This is a genomic window from Arthrobacter cupressi (assembly GCF_900099975.1).
GTDB lineage: Bacteria > Actinomycetota > Actinomycetes > Actinomycetales > Micrococcaceae > Arthrobacter > Arthrobacter cupressi.
This window is the reverse complement of the sequence record NZ_FNEI01000010.1, coordinates 1-17,782: the sequence shown is the minus strand read 5'-3', so window position 1 is coordinate 17,782 and position 17,782 is coordinate 1. Positions and strand designations below refer to the sequence as shown.

At 67.0% G+C, this 17,782-nt stretch carries 14 protein-coding genes and 1 tRNA gene; 11 read left to right on the top strand and 4 right to left on the bottom strand.

Annotated features, from left to right (window positions below; translation table 11 throughout):
- The first annotated feature begins 44 nt into the window (after window positions 1–44).
- Genes BLP88_RS12250 through BLP88_RS12240 form a run of 3 tightly spaced genes read left to right on the top strand, consistent with a single transcriptional unit; the run spans window position 45 to window position 3,437 of the window.
- Window positions 45–1,604: a circularly permuted type 2 ATP-grasp protein gene (locus BLP88_RS12250; protein WP_074589566.1), complete on the top strand. Its 1,560-nt coding sequence runs from the start codon at window positions 45–47 to the stop codon at window positions 1,602–1,604.
- A gap of 58 nt (window positions 1,605–1,662) precedes the next feature.
- Complete coding sequence (locus BLP88_RS12245; RefSeq protein ID WP_074589564.1) at window positions 1,663–2,589, top strand: alpha-E domain-containing protein; 927 nt, start codon at window positions 1,663–1,665, stop codon at window positions 2,587–2,589.
- On the top strand, window positions 2,586–3,437 hold the full coding sequence (locus BLP88_RS12240) for a transglutaminase family protein (protein WP_074589562.1): 852 nt from the start codon (window positions 2,586–2,588) through the stop codon (window positions 3,435–3,437). Before BLP88_RS12245 ends, BLP88_RS12240 begins: the two co-directional genes overlap by 4 nt.
- 87 nt (window positions 3,438–3,524) lie before the next feature.
- On the opposite strand, the gene BLP88_RS12235 is transcribed toward BLP88_RS12240, so the two are convergent.
- Window positions 3,525–4,973 carry an SDR family NAD(P)-dependent oxidoreductase gene (locus tag BLP88_RS12235; RefSeq protein WP_074589560.1) on the bottom strand — a complete coding sequence of 483 codons (1,449 nt, stop codon included), beginning with the start codon at window positions 4,971–4,973 and terminating at the stop codon, window positions 3,525–3,527.
- 89 nt (window positions 4,974–5,062) lie between these two features.
- A complete protein-coding gene (gene glgC, locus BLP88_RS12230) occupies window positions 5,063–6,445 on the bottom strand; it encodes a glucose-1-phosphate adenylyltransferase (protein WP_074589558.1) in 1,383 nt (460 codons plus the stop codon).
- 101 nt (window positions 6,446–6,546) lie between these two features.
- Between glgC and glgA the strand changes: the two genes are divergently transcribed.
- Window positions 6,547–7,743 carry a glycogen synthase gene (gene glgA / locus BLP88_RS12225; RefSeq protein WP_074589557.1) on the top strand — a complete coding sequence of 399 codons (1,197 nt, stop codon included), beginning with the start codon at window positions 6,547–6,549 and terminating at the stop codon, window positions 7,741–7,743.
- A 118-nt stretch (window positions 7,744–7,861) separates the two neighbouring features.
- Here glgA and BLP88_RS12220 read toward each other — a convergent pair whose 3' ends face one another.
- Both BLP88_RS12220 and BLP88_RS12215 read right to left on the bottom strand, forming a co-directional pair.
- The gene (locus BLP88_RS12220; RefSeq protein ID WP_074589555.1) at window positions 7,862–9,940 is read right to left on the bottom strand and encodes an acyl-CoA dehydrogenase family protein; all 2,079 of its coding nucleotides are present in this window, start codon (window positions 9,938–9,940) and stop codon (window positions 7,862–7,864) included.
- A 30-nt stretch (window positions 9,941–9,970) separates the two neighbouring features.
- On the bottom strand, window positions 9,971–10,627 hold the full coding sequence (locus BLP88_RS12215) for a TetR/AcrR family transcriptional regulator (RefSeq protein ID WP_074589771.1): 657 nt from the start codon (window positions 10,625–10,627) through the stop codon (window positions 9,971–9,973).
- 150 nt (window positions 10,628–10,777) lie between these two features.
- Here BLP88_RS12215 and BLP88_RS12210 point away from each other — a divergent pair, with 150 nt between their 5' ends.
- From BLP88_RS12210 to BLP88_RS12180, 7 genes are all read left to right on the top strand, one after another.
- The gene (locus tag BLP88_RS12210; protein WP_074589553.1) at window positions 10,778–12,121 is read left to right on the top strand and encodes an acetyl-CoA C-acetyltransferase; all 1,344 of its coding nucleotides are present in this window, start codon (window positions 10,778–10,780) and stop codon (window positions 12,119–12,121) included.
- Window positions 12,118–13,473, top strand: coding sequence for a 3-oxoacyl-ACP reductase (locus tag BLP88_RS12205; protein WP_074589551.1), 1,356 nt, complete (start codon window positions 12,118–12,120; stop codon window positions 13,471–13,473). The genes BLP88_RS12210 and BLP88_RS12205 overlap by 4 nt, the downstream gene beginning before the upstream one ends.
- Window positions 13,474–13,475: 2 nt before the next feature.
- Window positions 13,476–14,399, top strand: a complete 924-nt coding sequence (locus BLP88_RS12200) for a MaoC family dehydratase (RefSeq protein ID WP_074589550.1) — start codon at window positions 13,476–13,478, stop codon at window positions 14,397–14,399.
- A 161-nt stretch (window positions 14,400–14,560) separates the two neighbouring features.
- A tRNA-Leu gene (locus BLP88_RS12195) sits at window positions 14,561–14,643 on the top strand.
- 303 nt (window positions 14,644–14,946) lie between these two features.
- Entirely contained in the window at window positions 14,947–16,251 is a 1,305-nt protein-coding gene (locus BLP88_RS12190; protein ID WP_074589549.1) for a M20/M25/M40 family metallo-hydrolase, read from the top strand.
- Window positions 16,252–16,260: 9 nt separating this feature from the next.
- Window positions 16,261–17,421 (top strand): acyl-CoA dehydrogenase family protein, encoded by a 1,161-nt coding sequence (locus BLP88_RS12185; RefSeq protein WP_074589547.1) that lies wholly within the window; start codon window positions 16,261–16,263, stop codon window positions 17,419–17,421.
- Window positions 17,422–17,571: 150 nt separating this feature from the next.
- The coding region (locus BLP88_RS12180; RefSeq protein ID WP_139163381.1) for a helix-turn-helix domain-containing protein at window positions 17,572–17,782 on the top strand (211 nt) is incomplete at its 3' end.

Below are 17,782 nucleotides of genomic sequence, written 5' to 3'. Positions count from 1 at the left end.
GGCGCGAAATGCGCCCGAAATGAATAGGTGATTACCTGAGTCCCATGTCAGAGCTATTCCAGGATTATTCCGAGGCCGTGGCGCGTTCCGGTGCCTACGACGAGATGTTCGCACCGGGGTTGATCGCCAGGAGATCGTACGGCCAGGTCGAGGGAGCACTGAAGGAGTTGTCACTGGCCGACGTCAGCGCCCGTGCCGACTCGATGGCACGGACCTTCCTGGACCGCGGTGTCACCTTCGACTATGCGGGGGAGGAGCGTCCCTTCCCGCTGGACATCGTGCCCCGGGTGATTCCTGCAGATGAATGGGAAACCCTCGAACGCGGCGTCGCCCAGCGCGTGCGCGCCCTCGAAGCCTTCCTCGACGACGTCTACGGGCGGATGTCGGTGGTGACCGACGGCGTCATTCCGCGCCAGCTCATCACCACCAGCGCCCACTTCCACCGTGCCGTCCACGGTTTCGAACCGGCCGGTGGTGTCCGCGTCCACGTCTCCGGCATCGACGTGGTCCGCGACGCCGCGGGCACGTTCCGTGTCCTCGAAGACAACGTGCGTGTCCCGTCCGGCGTCAGCTACGTGCTCGAAAACCGCCGCGCCATGGCCAAGGGCCTGCCCGAAGCGTTCGGCCAGCAGCACATCCGTCCCGTCGAGGAGTACCCGCGCCGGTTGCTGTCCGCCCTGCGCAAGACCGCACCGTCCGGCGTCGACGATCCCACCGTCGTCGTTCTGACCCCCGGCGTCTTCAACAGCGCCTACTTCGAACACACCCTCCTGGCCGGCCTCATGGGCGTGGAACTCGTGGAGGGCCGTGACCTCATCTGCCGCGGCAACCGCGTCTACATGCGGACCACCGCCGGCGAGCAGCGCGTGGACGTCATCTACAAGCGCATCGACGACGACTTCCTGGATCCGTTGCAGTTCCGCTCCGACTCCATGCTCGGCTGCCCCGGACTGGTCAACGCGGCCCGCGCCGGCGGTGTCACCATTGCCAACGCGGTGGGCAACGGCGTCGCCGACGACAAGCTGGTTTACAGCTACGTTCCGGACCTCATCCGCTATTACCTGCACGAAGAGCCGGTCATCGCGAACGTGGACACCTTCCGACTGGAAGAGAAGGAAGCCCGCGAGCACGTGCTGGACCGCCTGGACGAACTGGTCGTCAAGCCGGTGGACGGCTCCGGCGGCAAGGGCCTCGTGATCGGTCCGGCCGCGTCAAAGGAGGAACTCGACGCCCTCCGCAGCCGGATCCTCACGGACCCGCGCGGCTGGATCGCGCAGCCGGTGCTGCAGCTCTCCACCGTGCCCACCCTCTCCGGGGACAAGTTCGGCCCGCGCCACGTGGACCTGCGTCCGTTTGCAGTGAACGACGGCGACGACGTCTGGGTGCTGCCCGGCGGCCTGACCCGGGTGGCGCTGAAGGAGGGATCGCTGATCGTGAACTCCAGCCAGGGCGGCGGCTCGAAGGACACCTGGGTGCTCTCCGATTCCCCGCAGCTGCCCGGACCCGACTTCCCGCGGCCAAGCATCAGCGTCCGCGAGCAGGTGTCCGTCTGGCCCGTCGAAAGCAACTGGCGGGACCGCCAGTCGGAGCAGGAGCAGCAATGAGCGCGGCCCTGCCCGTCCCTTCTTCTGACAAGACCCCGAACACCAAGGAGGCAGGCCCGTGCTGAGCCGTATTGCCGAGTCACTCTTCTGGATCGGACGCTACGTGGAACGTGCCGACGGCACCGCCAGGATCCTGGATGTCCACTTGGAGCGCTTGAACCATCTGCCGCTCGAGGAGCAGCGCAGCGTGGCCCGCGAACTCCTGGCTGTCATGGGCGCGCGGCCGCAAAGCGAGGAGTTCGGGCTGCCGGAGCTCCTCCACGCCCTGGCCTACGACAAATCCAACGCATCCTCGATCGCCGGCTCCCTGGGTGCCGCACGCGAGAATGCACGCCGGGCCCGCGAAACGGTGTCATCGTCCCTCTGGGAGTGCCTCAACACGACGTACTACGGACTGAACCAGCACCGCAAGGACGTGGTGGGCACCTACCGCTTCTGCAACTGGGTCCTTGAACGCACCGCCATGGTCCGCGGCCTGGCCGACACCACGGTCAGCCACGACGAAAGCTGGCTGTTCCTGGTGCTGGGCCGTTCCCTGGAGCGCGCCGACATGACCGCCCGCATGCTCTCCACCCGGGACGTGCTCTCCGCGGGCATGTCCTGGGTGAACATGCTGCGCTGCGCCGGCGCGTACGAGTCGTTCCTGAGGACCCGGCGGGCCGCCTTCGGCGACCAGCACGCGGCGGAGTTCCTCCTGCTGGACCGGCTGTTCCCGCGCTCGATCGTGTACGCGCTGCGCGACGCCGACGAATGCCTGGCCAAGCTTGACCCTTCGGCCCAGCGGGTGGGCTTCATCAACGACGCCCGCAGGATCGTGGGCCAGGCCAGGACGTTCCTGGAGTTCCACCGCACGGACGATCTGATGGCCGAACTTCCCGAGCACATGGACCGTGTGCAGAAGGCGGTCACCCAGGCCTCCGACGCGATTTCCCGTAAGTACTTCAATCAGGCGGATGAGCTGGCCTGGGTGGGAGAAGTTTCATGACCCGGCTGAGCATCGTCCACAAGACCGCGTACAAGTACAACAAGCGCGTCACCCTGTCCTACAACGAGGCCAGGATGACCCCGCTGACCGACCCGCAGCAGGTGGTCCTGGAAACCTCGCTGAAGGTCACGCCGTCGCAGGCCGCGGTCAGCAGCTACCGCGACTACTGGGGCACCCGCGTCACCGCCTTCGACATGCAGATGCCGCACGAACGGCTCGAAGTGCTGGCCACCAGCACCGTCGAGGTGCACCGGTCCGAGAAGATCGCGCTGCCGGAACAGATCGTCGACTGGGAGACGCTCGATTCCGAGGCCGTCCGCGACCAGTTCAGCGACTGGCTTCCGCAGTCCCGCCTGAGCGGCCCCGGCGACGAAGTACTGGCGATCATCCCCGGGATCGTGGCGGGCCGGAACCCGCACGACGCCGCCATGTCCGTCTTCGAATGGATGCGCGGCGAGATGACCTACATGAAGGGCAGCACCGGGGTGACCACGAACGCCGAGCAGGCGTGGACCCAGCGCCAGGGGGTTTGCCAGGACCTGGCGCACCTGGCGATCGGCTCGCTGCGCAGTTGCGGCATCCCGGCGCGGTACGTGTCCGGTTACATCCACCCGCGTTCGACGGCGGAAATCGGCGAGACCGTGGCCGGCCAGTCCCACGCGTGGCTGGAGTGGTGGGACGGCGAGTGGCGCAGTTGGGACCCCACCAACCACAAACCGGCCGGGGACCACCACGTGACCGTGGCCCGCGGCCGGGACTACCGCGACGTTCCGCCGCTAAAGGGCATCCTGTCCGGCGGTGGAGGATCGGCGCTGACCGTGACAGTGGAAATCACCCGCCTGGCCTGAAGGCAGGTGCATTAAGAAGCGCGCATCAACAAAGATGGCCGGCACTGGATGTTCCAGTACCGGCCATTCTTGTTGTGTAAGTCCGGTTTACCAGGGGCTGGGCTTGTAGTCCTTAAGGAAGACGCCGAACTGGTCCTCGCCCTGTTCGCCCATGACGATGGGATCGTAGACCCGGGCGGCGCCGTCCACCAGGTCCAGCGGGGCGTGGAAGCCCTCCTCCATGAGTCGGACCTTCGTGTAGTGCGGGCGTTCATCGGTGATCCAGCCAGTGTCCACGGCGGTCATCAGGATGCCGTCAGTATCCAGCATTTCCTGGGCGCTGGTGCGGGTCATCATGTTCAGCGCCGCCTTGGCCATGTTGGTGTGCGGGTGCCCCGGGCCCTTGTAGACCCGGGAGAACTGACCCTCCATGGCGGAGACGTTCACGATGTACTTCCGGCGGGCGGTGGAGCGCTTCATCGCTCCACGCAGGCGGCTCACCAGCAGGAACGGAGCGGTGACGTTGCACAGCTGGACTTCGAGCATCTCAAGCGGGTCCACTTCGTCCACCACCTGGGTCCAGCTGTTTACCGCGGCCAGGTCCGGGACCAGGCCGCCGGCGTCGATGGCGGTGCCGCTGGCGATGCGTTCCAACGACGCGGAACCGGTGGACAGGGCCAGTGAGGTGATGGCATCCCCGGCCAGGACCGGGTGTTCGCTGACGCTGTGTGCAATGGCCAGGGGATGCTTGTCGTGGGCGTGGCCGAAGGTGACGAGTTCCGGGCCGCCGTTACCTGCCTGCAGTGCCGCGGGCAGCGGCTCGTCCTCGGCGTCGACCAGCGGCTTGTAGGCATTGCCGGAACGCCGGACAGTCTGGGCCGCGTTGTTGATGATGATATCCAGCGGGCCGGCGGCGTCCAGCGAATCCGTCAGGGCCATCACCTGTGAGGGATCACGGAGGTCGATGCCTACGATCTTCAACCGGTGCAGCCACTCGGCGCTGTCCTCCATCGCCGCGAAGCGGCGCGCGGCGTCCTTGGGGAAGCGCGTGGTGATGGTGGTGTGGGCGCCGTCGCGCAGCAGCCGCAGGGCGATGTACATCCCGATCTTTGCGCGCCCGCCGGTGAGGAGGGCCCGGCGGCCGGTCAGGTCCGTCCGGGCGTCCCGCTTGCTGTGGCTGAAGGCAGCGCAATCGGGGCACAACTGGTGGTAGAAGGCGTCCACCTGCGTGTAGTGCTGCTTGCAGATGTAGCAGGGCCGCGAACGGAGCAGGTGCCCGGCGATCTCGCCGGTGGCCGAACTGGCGAGCTTGTTGCCGCGGGTTTCGTCGTCGATCCGGTCCGGCGCCGCCGTCGCGGTCAGGGCCATCACGGCGCGGTCGGCCTCGGCGATGGCATCCCGCTTGGTGACCCGGCGGTGCCGCTTGACGGCCTTGAACATCTTCCCGGTGGCACGCCGGACGGCGATGTAGTCCGGGTGCTCCTCGTCATAGGCGTGGATCGTATTCAGGACCTTGAGGCAGGCCTGGATCTCATCAGGCGTCAACTCGGAGCTCATTGCTCCAATTTTACAGGCCCGCGGAAGGGGCTGAAACGAAGGCAGCCTCCCCGTACGGGACGGGGAGGCTGCCTGCTTCGGGGCCGGGGTCAGACCTCGACGGCGGATGCCTGGGCTTCGGCGGTTTTCTCCAGGGATTCGCGGGCGTCCGGGAGTCCCGCAGTCGCCGCCTCGACCGCCTTCGGCAGGCTGCGCCGGTACTCCGCGGAGAGCGCCAGCTCGGCCTCCTCGGGTTCCGGGACCAGCTGCCCCTTGGCCAGGACGGTGATGCCGGATTGGGTGACCTTGTAGCCGCGGGCGCGGTCCAGGTCCGGGTCCAGGCCGATGGCGGCGCCGGCCGGGATCCGGACGTTCTTGTCGATGATCGCGCGGTTGATCACGGCGCCTTCGCCGACCCGCACCTTGTCCATCAGCACGGAGTCCTGGACCCGGCTGGCGGTGCCCACGTAGACGTCGTTGGCCAGCACCGAGCCCTCCACGATGCCGCCGGAGACCACCACGCCGCTGGCCACGATGGAGTCCAGCGCCGTACCCACGGTCTGGTTCTCCCCGCGGACGAACTTGGCCGGCGGGGAAATGCTCTGGCGCGTGTAGATGGGCCACTCGGAGTTGTAGAGGTTGAAGACCGGGACCGGGGAAATGAGGTCCATGTGGGCGTCATAGAAGGAGTCGATGGTGCCCACGTCGCGCCAGTAGGTGCGGTCGCGTTCGGTCGATCCGGGGATGTTGTTGAGCGTGAAGTCGTACACTCCCGCTTCGCCCTTGCCCACGAAGTAGGGAATGATGTCCCCGCCCATGTCGTGCTTGGTGTCCAGCCGTTCGGCGTCGAGGCGGAGCGCGTCGACCAGGGCGTCGGCGTCGAAGACGTAGTTGCCCATGGAGGCCAGGAACTGGCTGGGATCCGCCGCGAGACCGGCGGTTTCGGCCGGCTTCTCGACGAAGGCGGAGATCTTCTGGGGATCGTTCTGGTCAACTTCGATCACGCCGAACTGGTTGGCCATGGACAGGGGCTGGCGCACGGCGGCAACGGTCGCCTTGGCCCCGCTGGCGATGTGCTGCTCCACCATCTGCGAGAAGTCCATCCGGTACACGTGGTCAGCGCCGACCACCACCACAATGTCCGGGTTGGCGTCGTGGATCAGGTTCAGGGACTGGTAGATCGCGTTCGCGCTGCCCAGGAACCAGCTCTTGCCGACGCGCTGCTGGGCCGGGACGGAGGCCACGTACCTGCCGAGCTGGGTGGACATGCGCCAGGTTTCCGAGATGTGCCGGTCAAGGCTGTGCGACTTGTACTGCGTGAGCACAACGATCTGCAGGTACCCCGAATTGACCAGATTCGAGAGCGCGAAATCTATCAACCGATACCCGCCGGCGAACGGCACGGCCGGTTTGGCCCGGTCCGCTGTCAGTGGCATCAGGCGGTTCCCTTCGCCGCCTGCCAACACGATCGCCAATACTTTCTTCAACGCCATTGGTGTATTTCTCCCTGTACGTCTTGAAGCCCCCGAAGAGCCCGGGATGCCGGACTCCTTCACACTAGAACAGATACCCGGGAACGACTACGTTAGGCACCATGCGCGTAGACATTGTGACTAAAGAATTTCCTCCCGAGATCTATGGCGGGGCCGGAGTGCATGTTGCCGAGCTCAGCCGGGTCCTTGCCCAGCACGTGGACCTGCAGGTGCGCGCCTTCGGTGCGCCCCGCGACGCCGACTACCACGGGGCAACTGTGACGTCCTATACGACGCCGGAAGACCTCGCCTCCGCCAACGCCGCGGTGCAGACCCTGGGCGTCGACCTGCGGATCGTGCCCGACGTCGCCGGCGCCGACCTGGTGCATTCCCACACCTGGTACGCGAACATGGCCGGGCACCTCGCCTCACTGCTGCACGGGATTCCGCACGTCCTGAGCGCGCACAGCCTCGAGCCGCTGCGCCCGTGGAAGGCCGAGCAGCTCGGCGGCGGCTACGCGCTGTCCTCCTGGGTGGAGAAGACCGCCTATGAAGCGGCTGCCGCAATCATCGCCGTGTCAGAAGGCATGCGTCAGGACATCCTGCGCAGCTACCCGGAGGTCGATCCCGCCAAGGTGCGGGTGGTCCACAACGGCATCGACGTGGAGCTGTGGCAGCCGGATGCCGGCGAGGAGCACGTCCGCGCCCTCGGCATCGATCCGGCGAAGCCCAGCGTGGTGTTCGTCGGCCGGAACACCCGCCAGAAGGGTGTGCCTTATCTGCTCCGGGCCGCAGCGAAGTTGCCGGACAACGTCCAGCTGGTGCTGTGCCTCGGCGCCGCGGACACCCCGGAACTCGCTGCGGAAACCGCAGCCCTGATCGAAGAGTTGCAGAGCAAGCGCGAGGGCGTCATCCTGATCGAGCGCATGCTGCCGCGCAAGGAGCTCATCCAGGTGCTCAGCCACGCCACCGCTTTTGCCTGCCCGTCCATCTACGAACCGCTGGGCATCGTGAACCTGGAGGCCATGGCCTGCGGCGCGGCTGTCGTGGCCAGCGCCACGGGCGGGATCCCGGAGGTTGTCGACCACGGTGCAACCGGGCTGCTGGTGGAACTGGAACAGGTCACCGACGGCACCGGCACCCCGCTGGACCCGGAGAAGTTCGTGGCGGATTTCGCCGCGGCCCTCACCGAGGTGGTCTCCGACCCCGAGCGTGCGAAGGCCATGGGCGCCGCCGGCCGCGCACGGGCCGAAGCGCATTTCTCCTGGGAATCGATCACCCAGACCACCCTCGAGGTCTACCGTTCGGTGCTCGCCTAAGCGCCATTGCCGCGCCCGGCTCACCACGGGTTAAACCACGACGGCGGCGCCGCACCTTCCGCAAACAAACTTGCGAAGGCGCGGCGCCGCCGTCGTCGTTAGTGGACCCCTGACGGGCTCAGCGCTTGAGCGCGGGCAGGCTCTTTTCCTCCACCGGAGCGGAACCGTCGGCCCGCTGCGCCTGGAAGTAATCGCGCGCCTCGTCTTGGCGCTGCTGCTCGGCACCAGACGCGATGGCCGCGCGCAGGTGCTCCGGTCCGTAGCCGAAGGCGTCCACGAGATCGAGGGCGTGCGGGCGGATCTTCGCCAGGAGCCGGTTGATGTAGGCGCCGACCGTCCGGCCGCGCTGCATGGAGAGCCGGCCGTTCATGAGGTACCAGGACAAGTGCGTCTCGATAAGGGACAGGCCGAAGAGGTCACGCAGCCAGGTGAGCACCTGCCGGGTGCCCGGGTCCTTGACCAAAGCCAGGGCCTCGGTGAAGGCCTCCCACTGCAGGAGTTCGGCGTGGGCGCGGGCGGCGTCGATGAGGTCGTCCTGGTGCTGGTTGAACAGCGCCGCTGCCTGGTGCTGGGGGAGCTTGTTCGCTCCCTTCAATGCTGCGGCAACCTCGGCGACCATCGACTGCACCCGGTCCGTCAGGAGGGTGCGCTGGCCTTCTTCGTCCCTCAGCGCCAGCGCTGCCTTCTGCACGGAGCCGGTATCGGCGACGAACTGGGCCACCTGGCGCAGGCCCGTGCGATGCAGCGCGACGCCGGCCGCCTGCGATGCCACGAAGCGGGCCAGCACGCCGAAGTCCACGGAGCTGAATTCCTTGGCGTAGTCCGCCAGCAGCCGCTTGGCGACGAGTTGCAGAAGCACGGTGTTGTCGCCTTCGAAGGTGGCATAGACGTCCAGGTCGGCGCGCAGCGAGGCGAAGCGGTTCTCGATCAGGAATCCGGCGCCGCCGCAGGCTTCGCGGCATTCCTGCAGGGTGTCCAGCGCGTGCCATGTGCTCAGTGGCTTGAGCGCGGCGGCGAGGGTTTCGAGGTCCTGCCGGTCTGCGTCCGTATCCCGGGTTCCGGAAAAGACCTCATCGAATTTCTCCAGCAGCTGCTCATGGGCGAAGCCAGCCGCGTAGGTGGTGGCGAGGCGGGTGAACAGGCGCCGCTGGTGGCGCTGGTAGTCGAGCAGCACCTCTTCCTCCACCGGTGAGGAGGAATTGAACTGGCGCCGTTCGCTGGCGTATTGGATGGCCGTCTTCAGCGCGACCTTGCTCGCGGCCACCGCGGCTCCGTCCAGCGAAACGCGGCCCTGGACCAGGGTGCCGAGCATGGTGAAGAAGCGACGGCCGGGGCTGGTGATGGGCGAGCTGTATTCCCCGTCGGGGGAGACGTTGCCGTAACGGTTGAGCAGGTTCGTCCGAGGGACGCGCACGTTGCTGAAGTGCAGCCTGCCGTTGTCGATGCCGTTCAGCCCGCCCTTGACGCCGTCATCCTCGCCGCCGATTCCTGGCAGGAATTCCTTGCTCTGCGGATCGCGTAGCGGCACGTAGAAGGCGTGGACGCCGTGGTTGACGTTGCGGGTCACCAGCTGGGCGAAGACGACGGCGGCCAGGCCGTCGTTTGCCGCATTGCCGATGTAGTCCTTCCACGCGGCCCGGAACGGGGTGTCGATGACGAATTCCTGCGTGGCATCGTCGTAGCTCGCGGTGGTGGCGATGCTCGCAACGTCCGAGCCGTGGCCGGTTTCGGTCATGGCGAAGCAGCCCGGGATCTCCAGGCTCATGATGCCCGGCAGCCACTTGTCATGGTGCTCGGCGGTGCCGAGGTGAAGCACAGCCGATCCGAACAGGCCCCACTGGACCCCGGCCTTGATCTGCAGGGACGGGTCCGCGGTGACCAGTTCCTCGAAGCCGGCAATGTTGCCGCCGTGGTCGTCCGAACCGCCCAGCCGCACGGGAAAGGCCCGGTGCACGGCGTTGTGCTCCACCAGGTAGCCCAGTTGCCCGAACACGCGCTTCCGGTGTTCCGTATGGGTCAGTCCCTCGATCTTGTGGACTTCGGGACGGCCAGCCAGCTCACGGGCTTGGCGCCGGACGTCCGCCCAACGGCCGAGCAACAGTTCGCCGAGTGCGGCGACATCAACGGCCGTGGTGCCGGCACTTCCGGATCCGGCCGTCGTGGTGCCGGAGATGGTGCGATCCACTACTTCAGTCATGTGATTCCTTCGTGGTTTCCAAACGGTGGGTCATTGCTTGTTCCTGGCGACTGCGCCGCCCGTGGCGATTCCGGTGCACAGCCAGTCGGTGATGTGCGCGGCCATGGCCTGCTGGTCAGGTTTCCCGGGCGAGTCCGGGGAACTGAGCCAGAGCTCACCGGCGCTGCGGACCATGCCGATGGCCGCCGTCGGCCAGTAGTCGATGAGCGTTGCGGCGTCCGCTCCCAGGTGTTCCCGCATGGGTGCCGCCATCATGGCGCTGATCGATTCGAAAAAGTGCCCCAAGGCCCCTGACGCGGCGAGCGCATCCTGCTGGCCGGCTTCACTGTGCGGCAAGCGGGTAACAAACGCGTAGACGTTCGGGCTGGACTCGGCCATCTGCAGATAGGCCGACACCATCGCGAACAGCCCCTCCCGGGCGGTGACAGCGATGGCCACCGCTTCCTTCATCCTGCGCTGCATCTGCGCCAGGACCATTTCGCCCATGGCCTGCTGGAGTCCTGCTTTGTCGCCGAAGTAGCGGTAGAAGACCGGCTTCGAGGTACCCGCGGCGGCGGCGATGTCCTCCATGGAGGCGTCGCCGCCCAGGGCGTGCACGGCTTTGCGTGCGGCCTTGATCAGTTCGCGGCGGCGCTCTTCCCGGTGGTTCTGCCAGCGGGCGGCACGGCCGTCGACGGCGGGAGCGATGAAGTCCGCCGGTCCCGTGGGGAGTGCGCCGGTGGGGTCTTTGGCCGCTTCTTTGGATGCCGCGCGCTTAGCGGCTGTGACGCTGTTCACGATACCCAGCGTATCAGGTACGCTGGGTATCAGTAACCCGAATGAGCGAAGGAGCAAGGCATGCCCTCAGCAGCACAGTCACCCGGTGTCCGCAAAGCGGTTGTGATCGGCGGGAACAGGATTCCCTTTGCCCGCAGCGGCGGCGCCTACACAAAGTCCTCCAACCAGGACATGCTCACAGCTGCGCTGGACGGGCTGATCGCCCGCTTCGGGCTGCAGGGCGAACGGATCGGCGAGGTTGCCGCCGGGGCCGTGCTGAAGCATTCGAGGGACTTCAACCTGACCCGCGAGGCCGTCCTCGGTTCGGCCTTGTCCGCGGAGACTCCGAGCTACGATCTCCAGCAGGCCTGCGCCACCGGCCTCGAAACCGTGCTCGGGCTGGCGAACAAGATCAAGCTGGGACAGATTGATTCCGCGGTAGCCGGGGGAGTGGACTCAGCCTCCGATGCACCGATTGCGGTCAGCGAAGGCCTGCGCGAGGTCCTGCTGGACCTCAACCGCGCCAAGACCCTTCCCGCGCGCCTGAAGATATTGGCCAGGCTGCGCCCCAAGGACATCGCCCCGGACGCACCCGGCACCGGCGAACCCCGCACGGGCCTCTCAATGGGCGAACACCAGGCACTCACCACGGCGCAGTGGAAAATCACCCGGGAAGCCCAGGACGAGCTCGCGTACGCCAGCCACCGCAACCTCGCCGCGGCGTACGAGCGCGGCTTCTTCGACGACCTACTCACTCCGTACCGCGGGCTGAGCAGGGACTCAAACCTGCGCGCCGACACCTCCCTCGAGAAGCTCGCCTCCCTCAAGCCGGTATTCGGCAAGAGCCTCGGCGCCGCGGCAACCATGACCGCCGGCAACTCGACGCCCCTCACTGACGGTGCCGCCACCGTGCTGCTGGGCAGCGAGGAATGGGCTGACGAACGCGGCCTGCCCAAGCTGGCCACCGTCGTGGACGGGGAGGCCGCGGCCGTCGACTTCGTCCATGGAAAGGACGGGCTCCTGATGGCGCCGGCGTTCGCGGTGCCGCGGCTCCTTGCCCGCAACGGACTCACCCTCGGGGACATCGACTTCTTTGAAATTCACGAGGCCTTCGCCGGCACGGTGCTCAGCACGCTGGCGGCCTGGGAAGACGAGGACTTCGGCCGTGACCGCCTCGGACTGTCCGGCGCGTTCGGCGCCGTCGACCGCGGCAAACTCAATGTCAACGGGTCCTCGCTTGCCGCCGGCCATCCCTTCGCCGCGACCGGTGGCCGCATTGTGGCCTCGCTGGCGAAAATGCTTCATGAGCGCGGCACGGTGGACGGACGGCCGGCCCGCGGCCTGGTCTCCATCTGCGCGGCCGGTGGACAAGGGGTCGTGGCAATCCTCGAGGCATACCCGTCCGCGGAAGGGGAGCAGGTATGAGTGACAAGTACACGCAGTTCGTCAGCCAGGGCTTTGGGCGTGAACTCGCGCGGAGGCTCGGCCTGCCCCGGCCGGTTGAGCTGCGCAGGTACGAGGCCGGCAAGCCGCTGGTGCCGGGCCCCGTCCTCGTCCTCGGAAACGGTGATGAAGGCAGGAGCCAGAGCGCGGAGGGGATAGCAGTTGAGCTGCTCTCCTGGGGCTTGGATGTGCGCCGCAATGCCCTGCCCAAGGAGAAGCTCGGGGCGATTGTCCTGATGCTGGACCAGGTCCGGCGGCCCGAGGACCTCGAGGTGCCCATGCTGACGGCGGCCCGCTCCATTCGTGACCTCGCCCCAGGCGGACGTGTCGTCACAGTTTCCCGGACGGCGGACTCGGCAGAGGATCCGGCCGCCGCGGCCGCCCGGCAGGGCATCGACGGAATCGTCCGCTCCCTTGCCAAGGAGCTTCGCGACGGCGCCACGGCCAACGGTATCTTGCTCGGCCGGGACGCGACGCCGCAGAGCCCGGGAGCCCTCGGTGCGCTGCGCTTCTTCCTCTCCGGCCGATCCGCCTTCGTCGACGGCCAGTTGCTCACGGTTTCCTCCGAGGCCGGGCGGGCGCCCGGCGACCCGGACAAGCCCCTGGCGGGAAAGGTTGCGGTGGTCACCGGTGCCGCGAGGGGAATCGGCGCTGCCATCGCGCGGACCCTTCACCGCGACGGCGCCGTCATCGTCGCCGTCGACGTCCCGGCAGCGGGGGACCACCTGGCCGAGGTGGCGAACGAGGTCAGGGGCACCGCGCTGCAACTAGACATCACCGTTCCCGACGCGGGGGAGCGGATCATCCATCACGCGTTGGAACGCCACGGCCGCCTGGACATCCTGGTCCACAACGCGGGGATCACCCGGGACAAGCTGCTCGCTAACATGGACGACGGCCGCTGGCGCTCCGTCATTGCCGTCAACATCGCCTCGCAGTTGCGGATCAACGACGCCATCCTGGGATCGGGCCGCCTCCCCGTGGCCCCGCGCATTGTCTCCGTCGCCTCCACCAGCGGCATCGCCGGCAACCGCGGACAAAGCAACTACGCCGCCTCCAAGGGCGGCGTGATCGGGATGGTGCGCGCCGCCGCGCCGCTGCTGGAGGCCCGCGGCGGCGCAATTAACGCCGTCGCCCCGGGTTTCATCGAAACCGAAATGACTGCCCGGATCCCGTTCCTGACGAGGGAGGTGGCGCGCCGGTTGAACTCCCTGCAGCAAGGGGGCACCCCGGCTGATGTCGCAGAAGCCATCGCCTTCCTCGCTTCGGACGCCGCCAGCGGAGTCTCCGGTGAGGTGCTGCGGGTCTGCGGACAAAACCTGGTGGGGGCGTGAGCATGAACGGAACCGCCGGGCAGACGGTGCTCCTTCCCGAAGCGCCCTCGCTCTCCAAGCTCTACCTGAACGCAGCGGCGACGGCGGCCCGGCGGCGGATCTCCGGAACCCGGCCTGCCGCCGCCCTTCCGGGCGCAAGGCACGAGCTCCGCGACGTCACCGCGGATGTCGAAAAGCTGACTGCCTTCCAGCACCTGCTCGGCGAAAGCGCCGGGGACTTCCTGCCTGCCGGGTTCATCCATGCGCTGGCGTTCCCGGTGGCGATGAGCGTGCTGAACCGGGACGACTTCCCGCTGCCGCTCCTGGGCATGATCCACTTGGAAAACCGCGTGGAGCAGCACCGTCCTGTGCACTTTTCCGAAGCCCTGGACATCGCGGCGTGGGTCGAGAATCTTCGCGGCCACAGGGCGGGGACCCTGGTGGACCTGGTGGCCGACGTCCGCAGCAAGGATGGCGGTCTCCTGTGGACCGGGGTGTCCTCATATCTGGCCAAAGGCTTCTTCCTGCCGGGTACGGACACGAACAGTGTCCAGACGAACAGGGCAGACGCGCCCTTCAGTCCTCCCGACCCCACGGCGCTCTGGACCCTCGGCGTCGATACCGGCCGGAACTATGCGGGCGTTTCGGGCGACTTCAACCCGATCCACCTGAGCGTGCTTTCGGCGAAGGCCCTGGGCCTGAAGCGTTCGATCGCCCACGGCATGTACCTCGCATCGCGGGCCCTCGCCGAGGTGGGGCCGGTCCGGAGTGACGCCTTCAGCTGGGAGGTCGCGTTCGAGGCACCGGTTTTCCTCCCGGCCCGCGTTGCGGTCGAAATCAGCACCGCACGTGATGGCAGCGGAAGCTGGCTCCGCTCGGACTTCACCGGCTGGAACCCGCGCAGCGGCCGCCGGCACTTCAGGGGTGTCGTGGCGACGCTGGAGTAAAGCCGTCCCGGCGCCACCCCGGACGGAGGCAGGCCAATTTGCGGGCAGGCCTCCGCGCGCAGCCGATTTTTAAATCCCCGGCAATCGTGTTAGAGTTTTTCTCGCTGCTTCGGAGGAAAGTGAGGCGCCGCATGGCGTTGAACGGGCTCCGGACACCACCTGCGCGGGTGGCGGAATGGCAGACGCGCTAGCTTGAGGTGCTAGTCCTCGAAAGGGGGTGGGGGTTCAAGTCCCCCTCCGCGCACAGCGTGAGGCCCGAATTCATTTCGTGAATTCGGGCCTCAATTGTTTAATGACGAATTCTTGCATTTCCCCCGCTGCGTGATGTGCATCTCAGTAATCCGGAACAATTGCCGCATTTCCCCGGAACCAGGACTCCGGAATTCCGCTGGCGGCCTCCGGAGTGCGGCGGCGACCGGAATTCACCGGCCCTGTGCCACCACATCCGTCGGCGGATGGGTAGGCTGGGGAATGCCGCGCCCGCCGTGCCGCGGCCCCGAACGTACACCGGGTCCGGACGTGTACCGAGCCCAGCGAGGAGAGTTCCATGACTGAGATCCGCCCCGAAGACGAAGTTGTCCGGATCTGCCAGGAACTCATCAGGATAGATTCCTCCAATTTCGGGGACGACTCCGGCCCGGGGGAGCGGGCGGCAGCGGAGTACACGGCCGGGCTGATCAGCGAAGTGGGGCTCGACGTCGAGATTTTCGAGTCCGCCCCCGGCCGCGCGAGCGTCGTGACCCGGATGGCCGGAGAAGACCCCTCGGCTGACGCCCTGGTGGTCCACGGCCACCTTGACGTCGTTCCCGCACTCAAGGACCAGTGGTCCGTGGACCCCTTCAGCGGGGAACTGAAGGACGGCTTGATCTGGGGCCGCGGGGCGGTGGACATGAAGGACATGGACGCCATGATCCTTTCGGTCATGCGCGACTTCGCCCGCACCGGACGCAAGCCCAAACGCGACATTGTCTTCGCCTTCTTTGCCGACGAGGAAGCCGGCGGCACGTACGGCGCCCGTTACGCCGTCGAGCACCGCCGCGAACTGTTCGACGGCGCCACCGAAGCGATCTCCGAGGTCGGCGGCTTCTCCGCAACCATCGGCGGGCAACGCACCTACCTGTTGCAGACCGCCGAGAAAGGCATCTCCTGGCTCCGCCTCGTGGCGCACGGCCGGGCCGGGCACGGCTCCCAGATCAACACGGACAATGCGATCACCCGCCTCGCCGGCGCCGTCACCCGGATCGGCGGATACCAGTGGCCGATCGAACTGACCCCCACCACCCGGCAATTCCTGGACGGCGTCACCGAACTCACCGGCGTCGAATTCGACCCCGACAACCCCGAACTCCTTCTCAAGGAACTCGGCACAGTGGCCCGCTTCGTGGGCGCCACCCTCCAGAACACTTCCAACCCCACGCTGCTGCGTTCGGGCTATAAGCACAACGTGATCCCCGAATCGGCGGAGGCCCTGGTGGATTGCCGCACGCTGCCCGGCCAGCAGGAACTGGTGTTCGAGACCATCAAGCAGCTGGCCGGCGAAGGCGTCGAAGTCAGCTACGTCAACAAGGACGTCTCCCTTGAAGTCCCGTTTGCCGGAAATCTCGTCGACTCCATGATCGACGCCCTGCACGCCGAAGACCCGGGCGCCAAGGTCCTTCCCTACACGCTCTCCGGCGGAACCGACAACAAGTCACTGAGCAAGATCGGCATCACCGGCTACGGCTTCGCCCCGCTGATGCTCCCGGACGAGCTCGACTTCACCGGTATGTTCCACGGCGTGGACGAACGCGTACCGGCCGAGTCACTGAAGTTCGGCACCCGGGTGCTGAACAGGCTCCTGAGCAGCTACTAGGAGCATGCAGTGACCCCCGAGGACATCCTGCCGGACGAACTGCTGGAACGGATCCGGGGCAGGGCCGCGGGTTACGACCGGGATAACACCTTCTTCCACGAGGACCTCCGGGAACTGGCGGAGGCCGGGTACCTGAAGCTCTTCGTTCCGGAGTCCGACGGCGGCCGGGGCCTGGGACTCGCGGAAGTCGCCGCCGTGCAGCGCAGGCTTGCCGGGGCGGCACCAGCCACGGCGCTGGGTGTGAACATGCATCTGGTGTGGACCGGCGTCGCACGCGTTTTGGACAGCCTCGGGGACGACTCCCTTTCCTTCGTGCTGAAGGAGGCAGGGGAGGGCGAGGTGTTCGCGTTCGCGATCTCGGAGGCGGGCAACGATTCCATGCTCTTCGATTCCGGGACCGTCGCGGCGCCGCTGCCGGACGGCGGATACAGCTTCACCGGACGCAAGATCTTCACAAGCCTCTCTCCGGTGTGGACCCGCCTCGGAACCTTCGGCAAGGACGGTGCCGCCCGGGACGGCGCAGGCGAACTGGTTTTCGGCTTCCTCGAGCGTACGGCGCCGGGCCATGTGACGGCGGCCGACTGGGACACCCTGGGCATGCGCGCCAGCCAGTCCAACTCGACCCAGTTGGACGGTGCCGTGGTGCCGCCGGAACGGATCTTCCGGAAGCTGCCGGTCGGCCCCAACCAAGACCCCCTGATCTTCGCGATCTTCGCGTGCTTCGAAACCCTGCTGGCCGCCGTGTACACCGGTCTGGCAGAACGGGCCTTTGATTTGGCCCTGGAGGCCGTGCAGCGCCGCACCTCGGCCAAATACGGCGGGCGGAGCTTCGCTCAGGATCCGGACATCCGCTGGAAGATCGCCGACGCCGCGATGGCTCTGGATGCGGTGCGGGCCCAGTTGGCCGGCCTCGCCCGGGATGTGGACTCCGGCGCGGATCACGGCAGTTTCTGGTTTGCGAAGCTCGTGGCCTTGAAGCTGCGCGCCACCGACACCGCGCGTGCGGTGGTGGACACCGCCATCCGCGTCTCAGGAGGTGCCAGCTATTTCCGGGGCGCCGAACTCGAGCGCCTGTACCGGGACGTGCTGGCCGGGATTTTCCACCCGTCCAACGATGAATCCGCGCACAACACCGTGGCCAATGCCTGGCTGGGCCCGCTGGAGCGATGACCCGGAGTGCCGTTGCCCCAGGGCAGCGTTGCTAGATGTGATGTCCAGGGACGTTGTTTCATGAATCCCGTGTGATCTGCTGACGGGCGAAGGCCTCCTGTTATGAAGTGGAGCTGTCTAGGAACCGCTTCATCTCAACAGGAGGCCTTCGTGTCCCACGCTAACGCTGCTTTGACGCCCCGCGCACGTCTGCGCTTGGCCAAACTCATCGTCGAGAACCATTGGCCGGTGGGCCCCGCCGCCAAAATGTTCATGGTCTCGCCCGTGACCGCCCGCAAATGGGCGGCCCGATACCGCACCGAAGGGCCGGCCGGAATGACGGACCGTTCCAGCCGGCCGCAGTCGATGCCACGGAAAACTC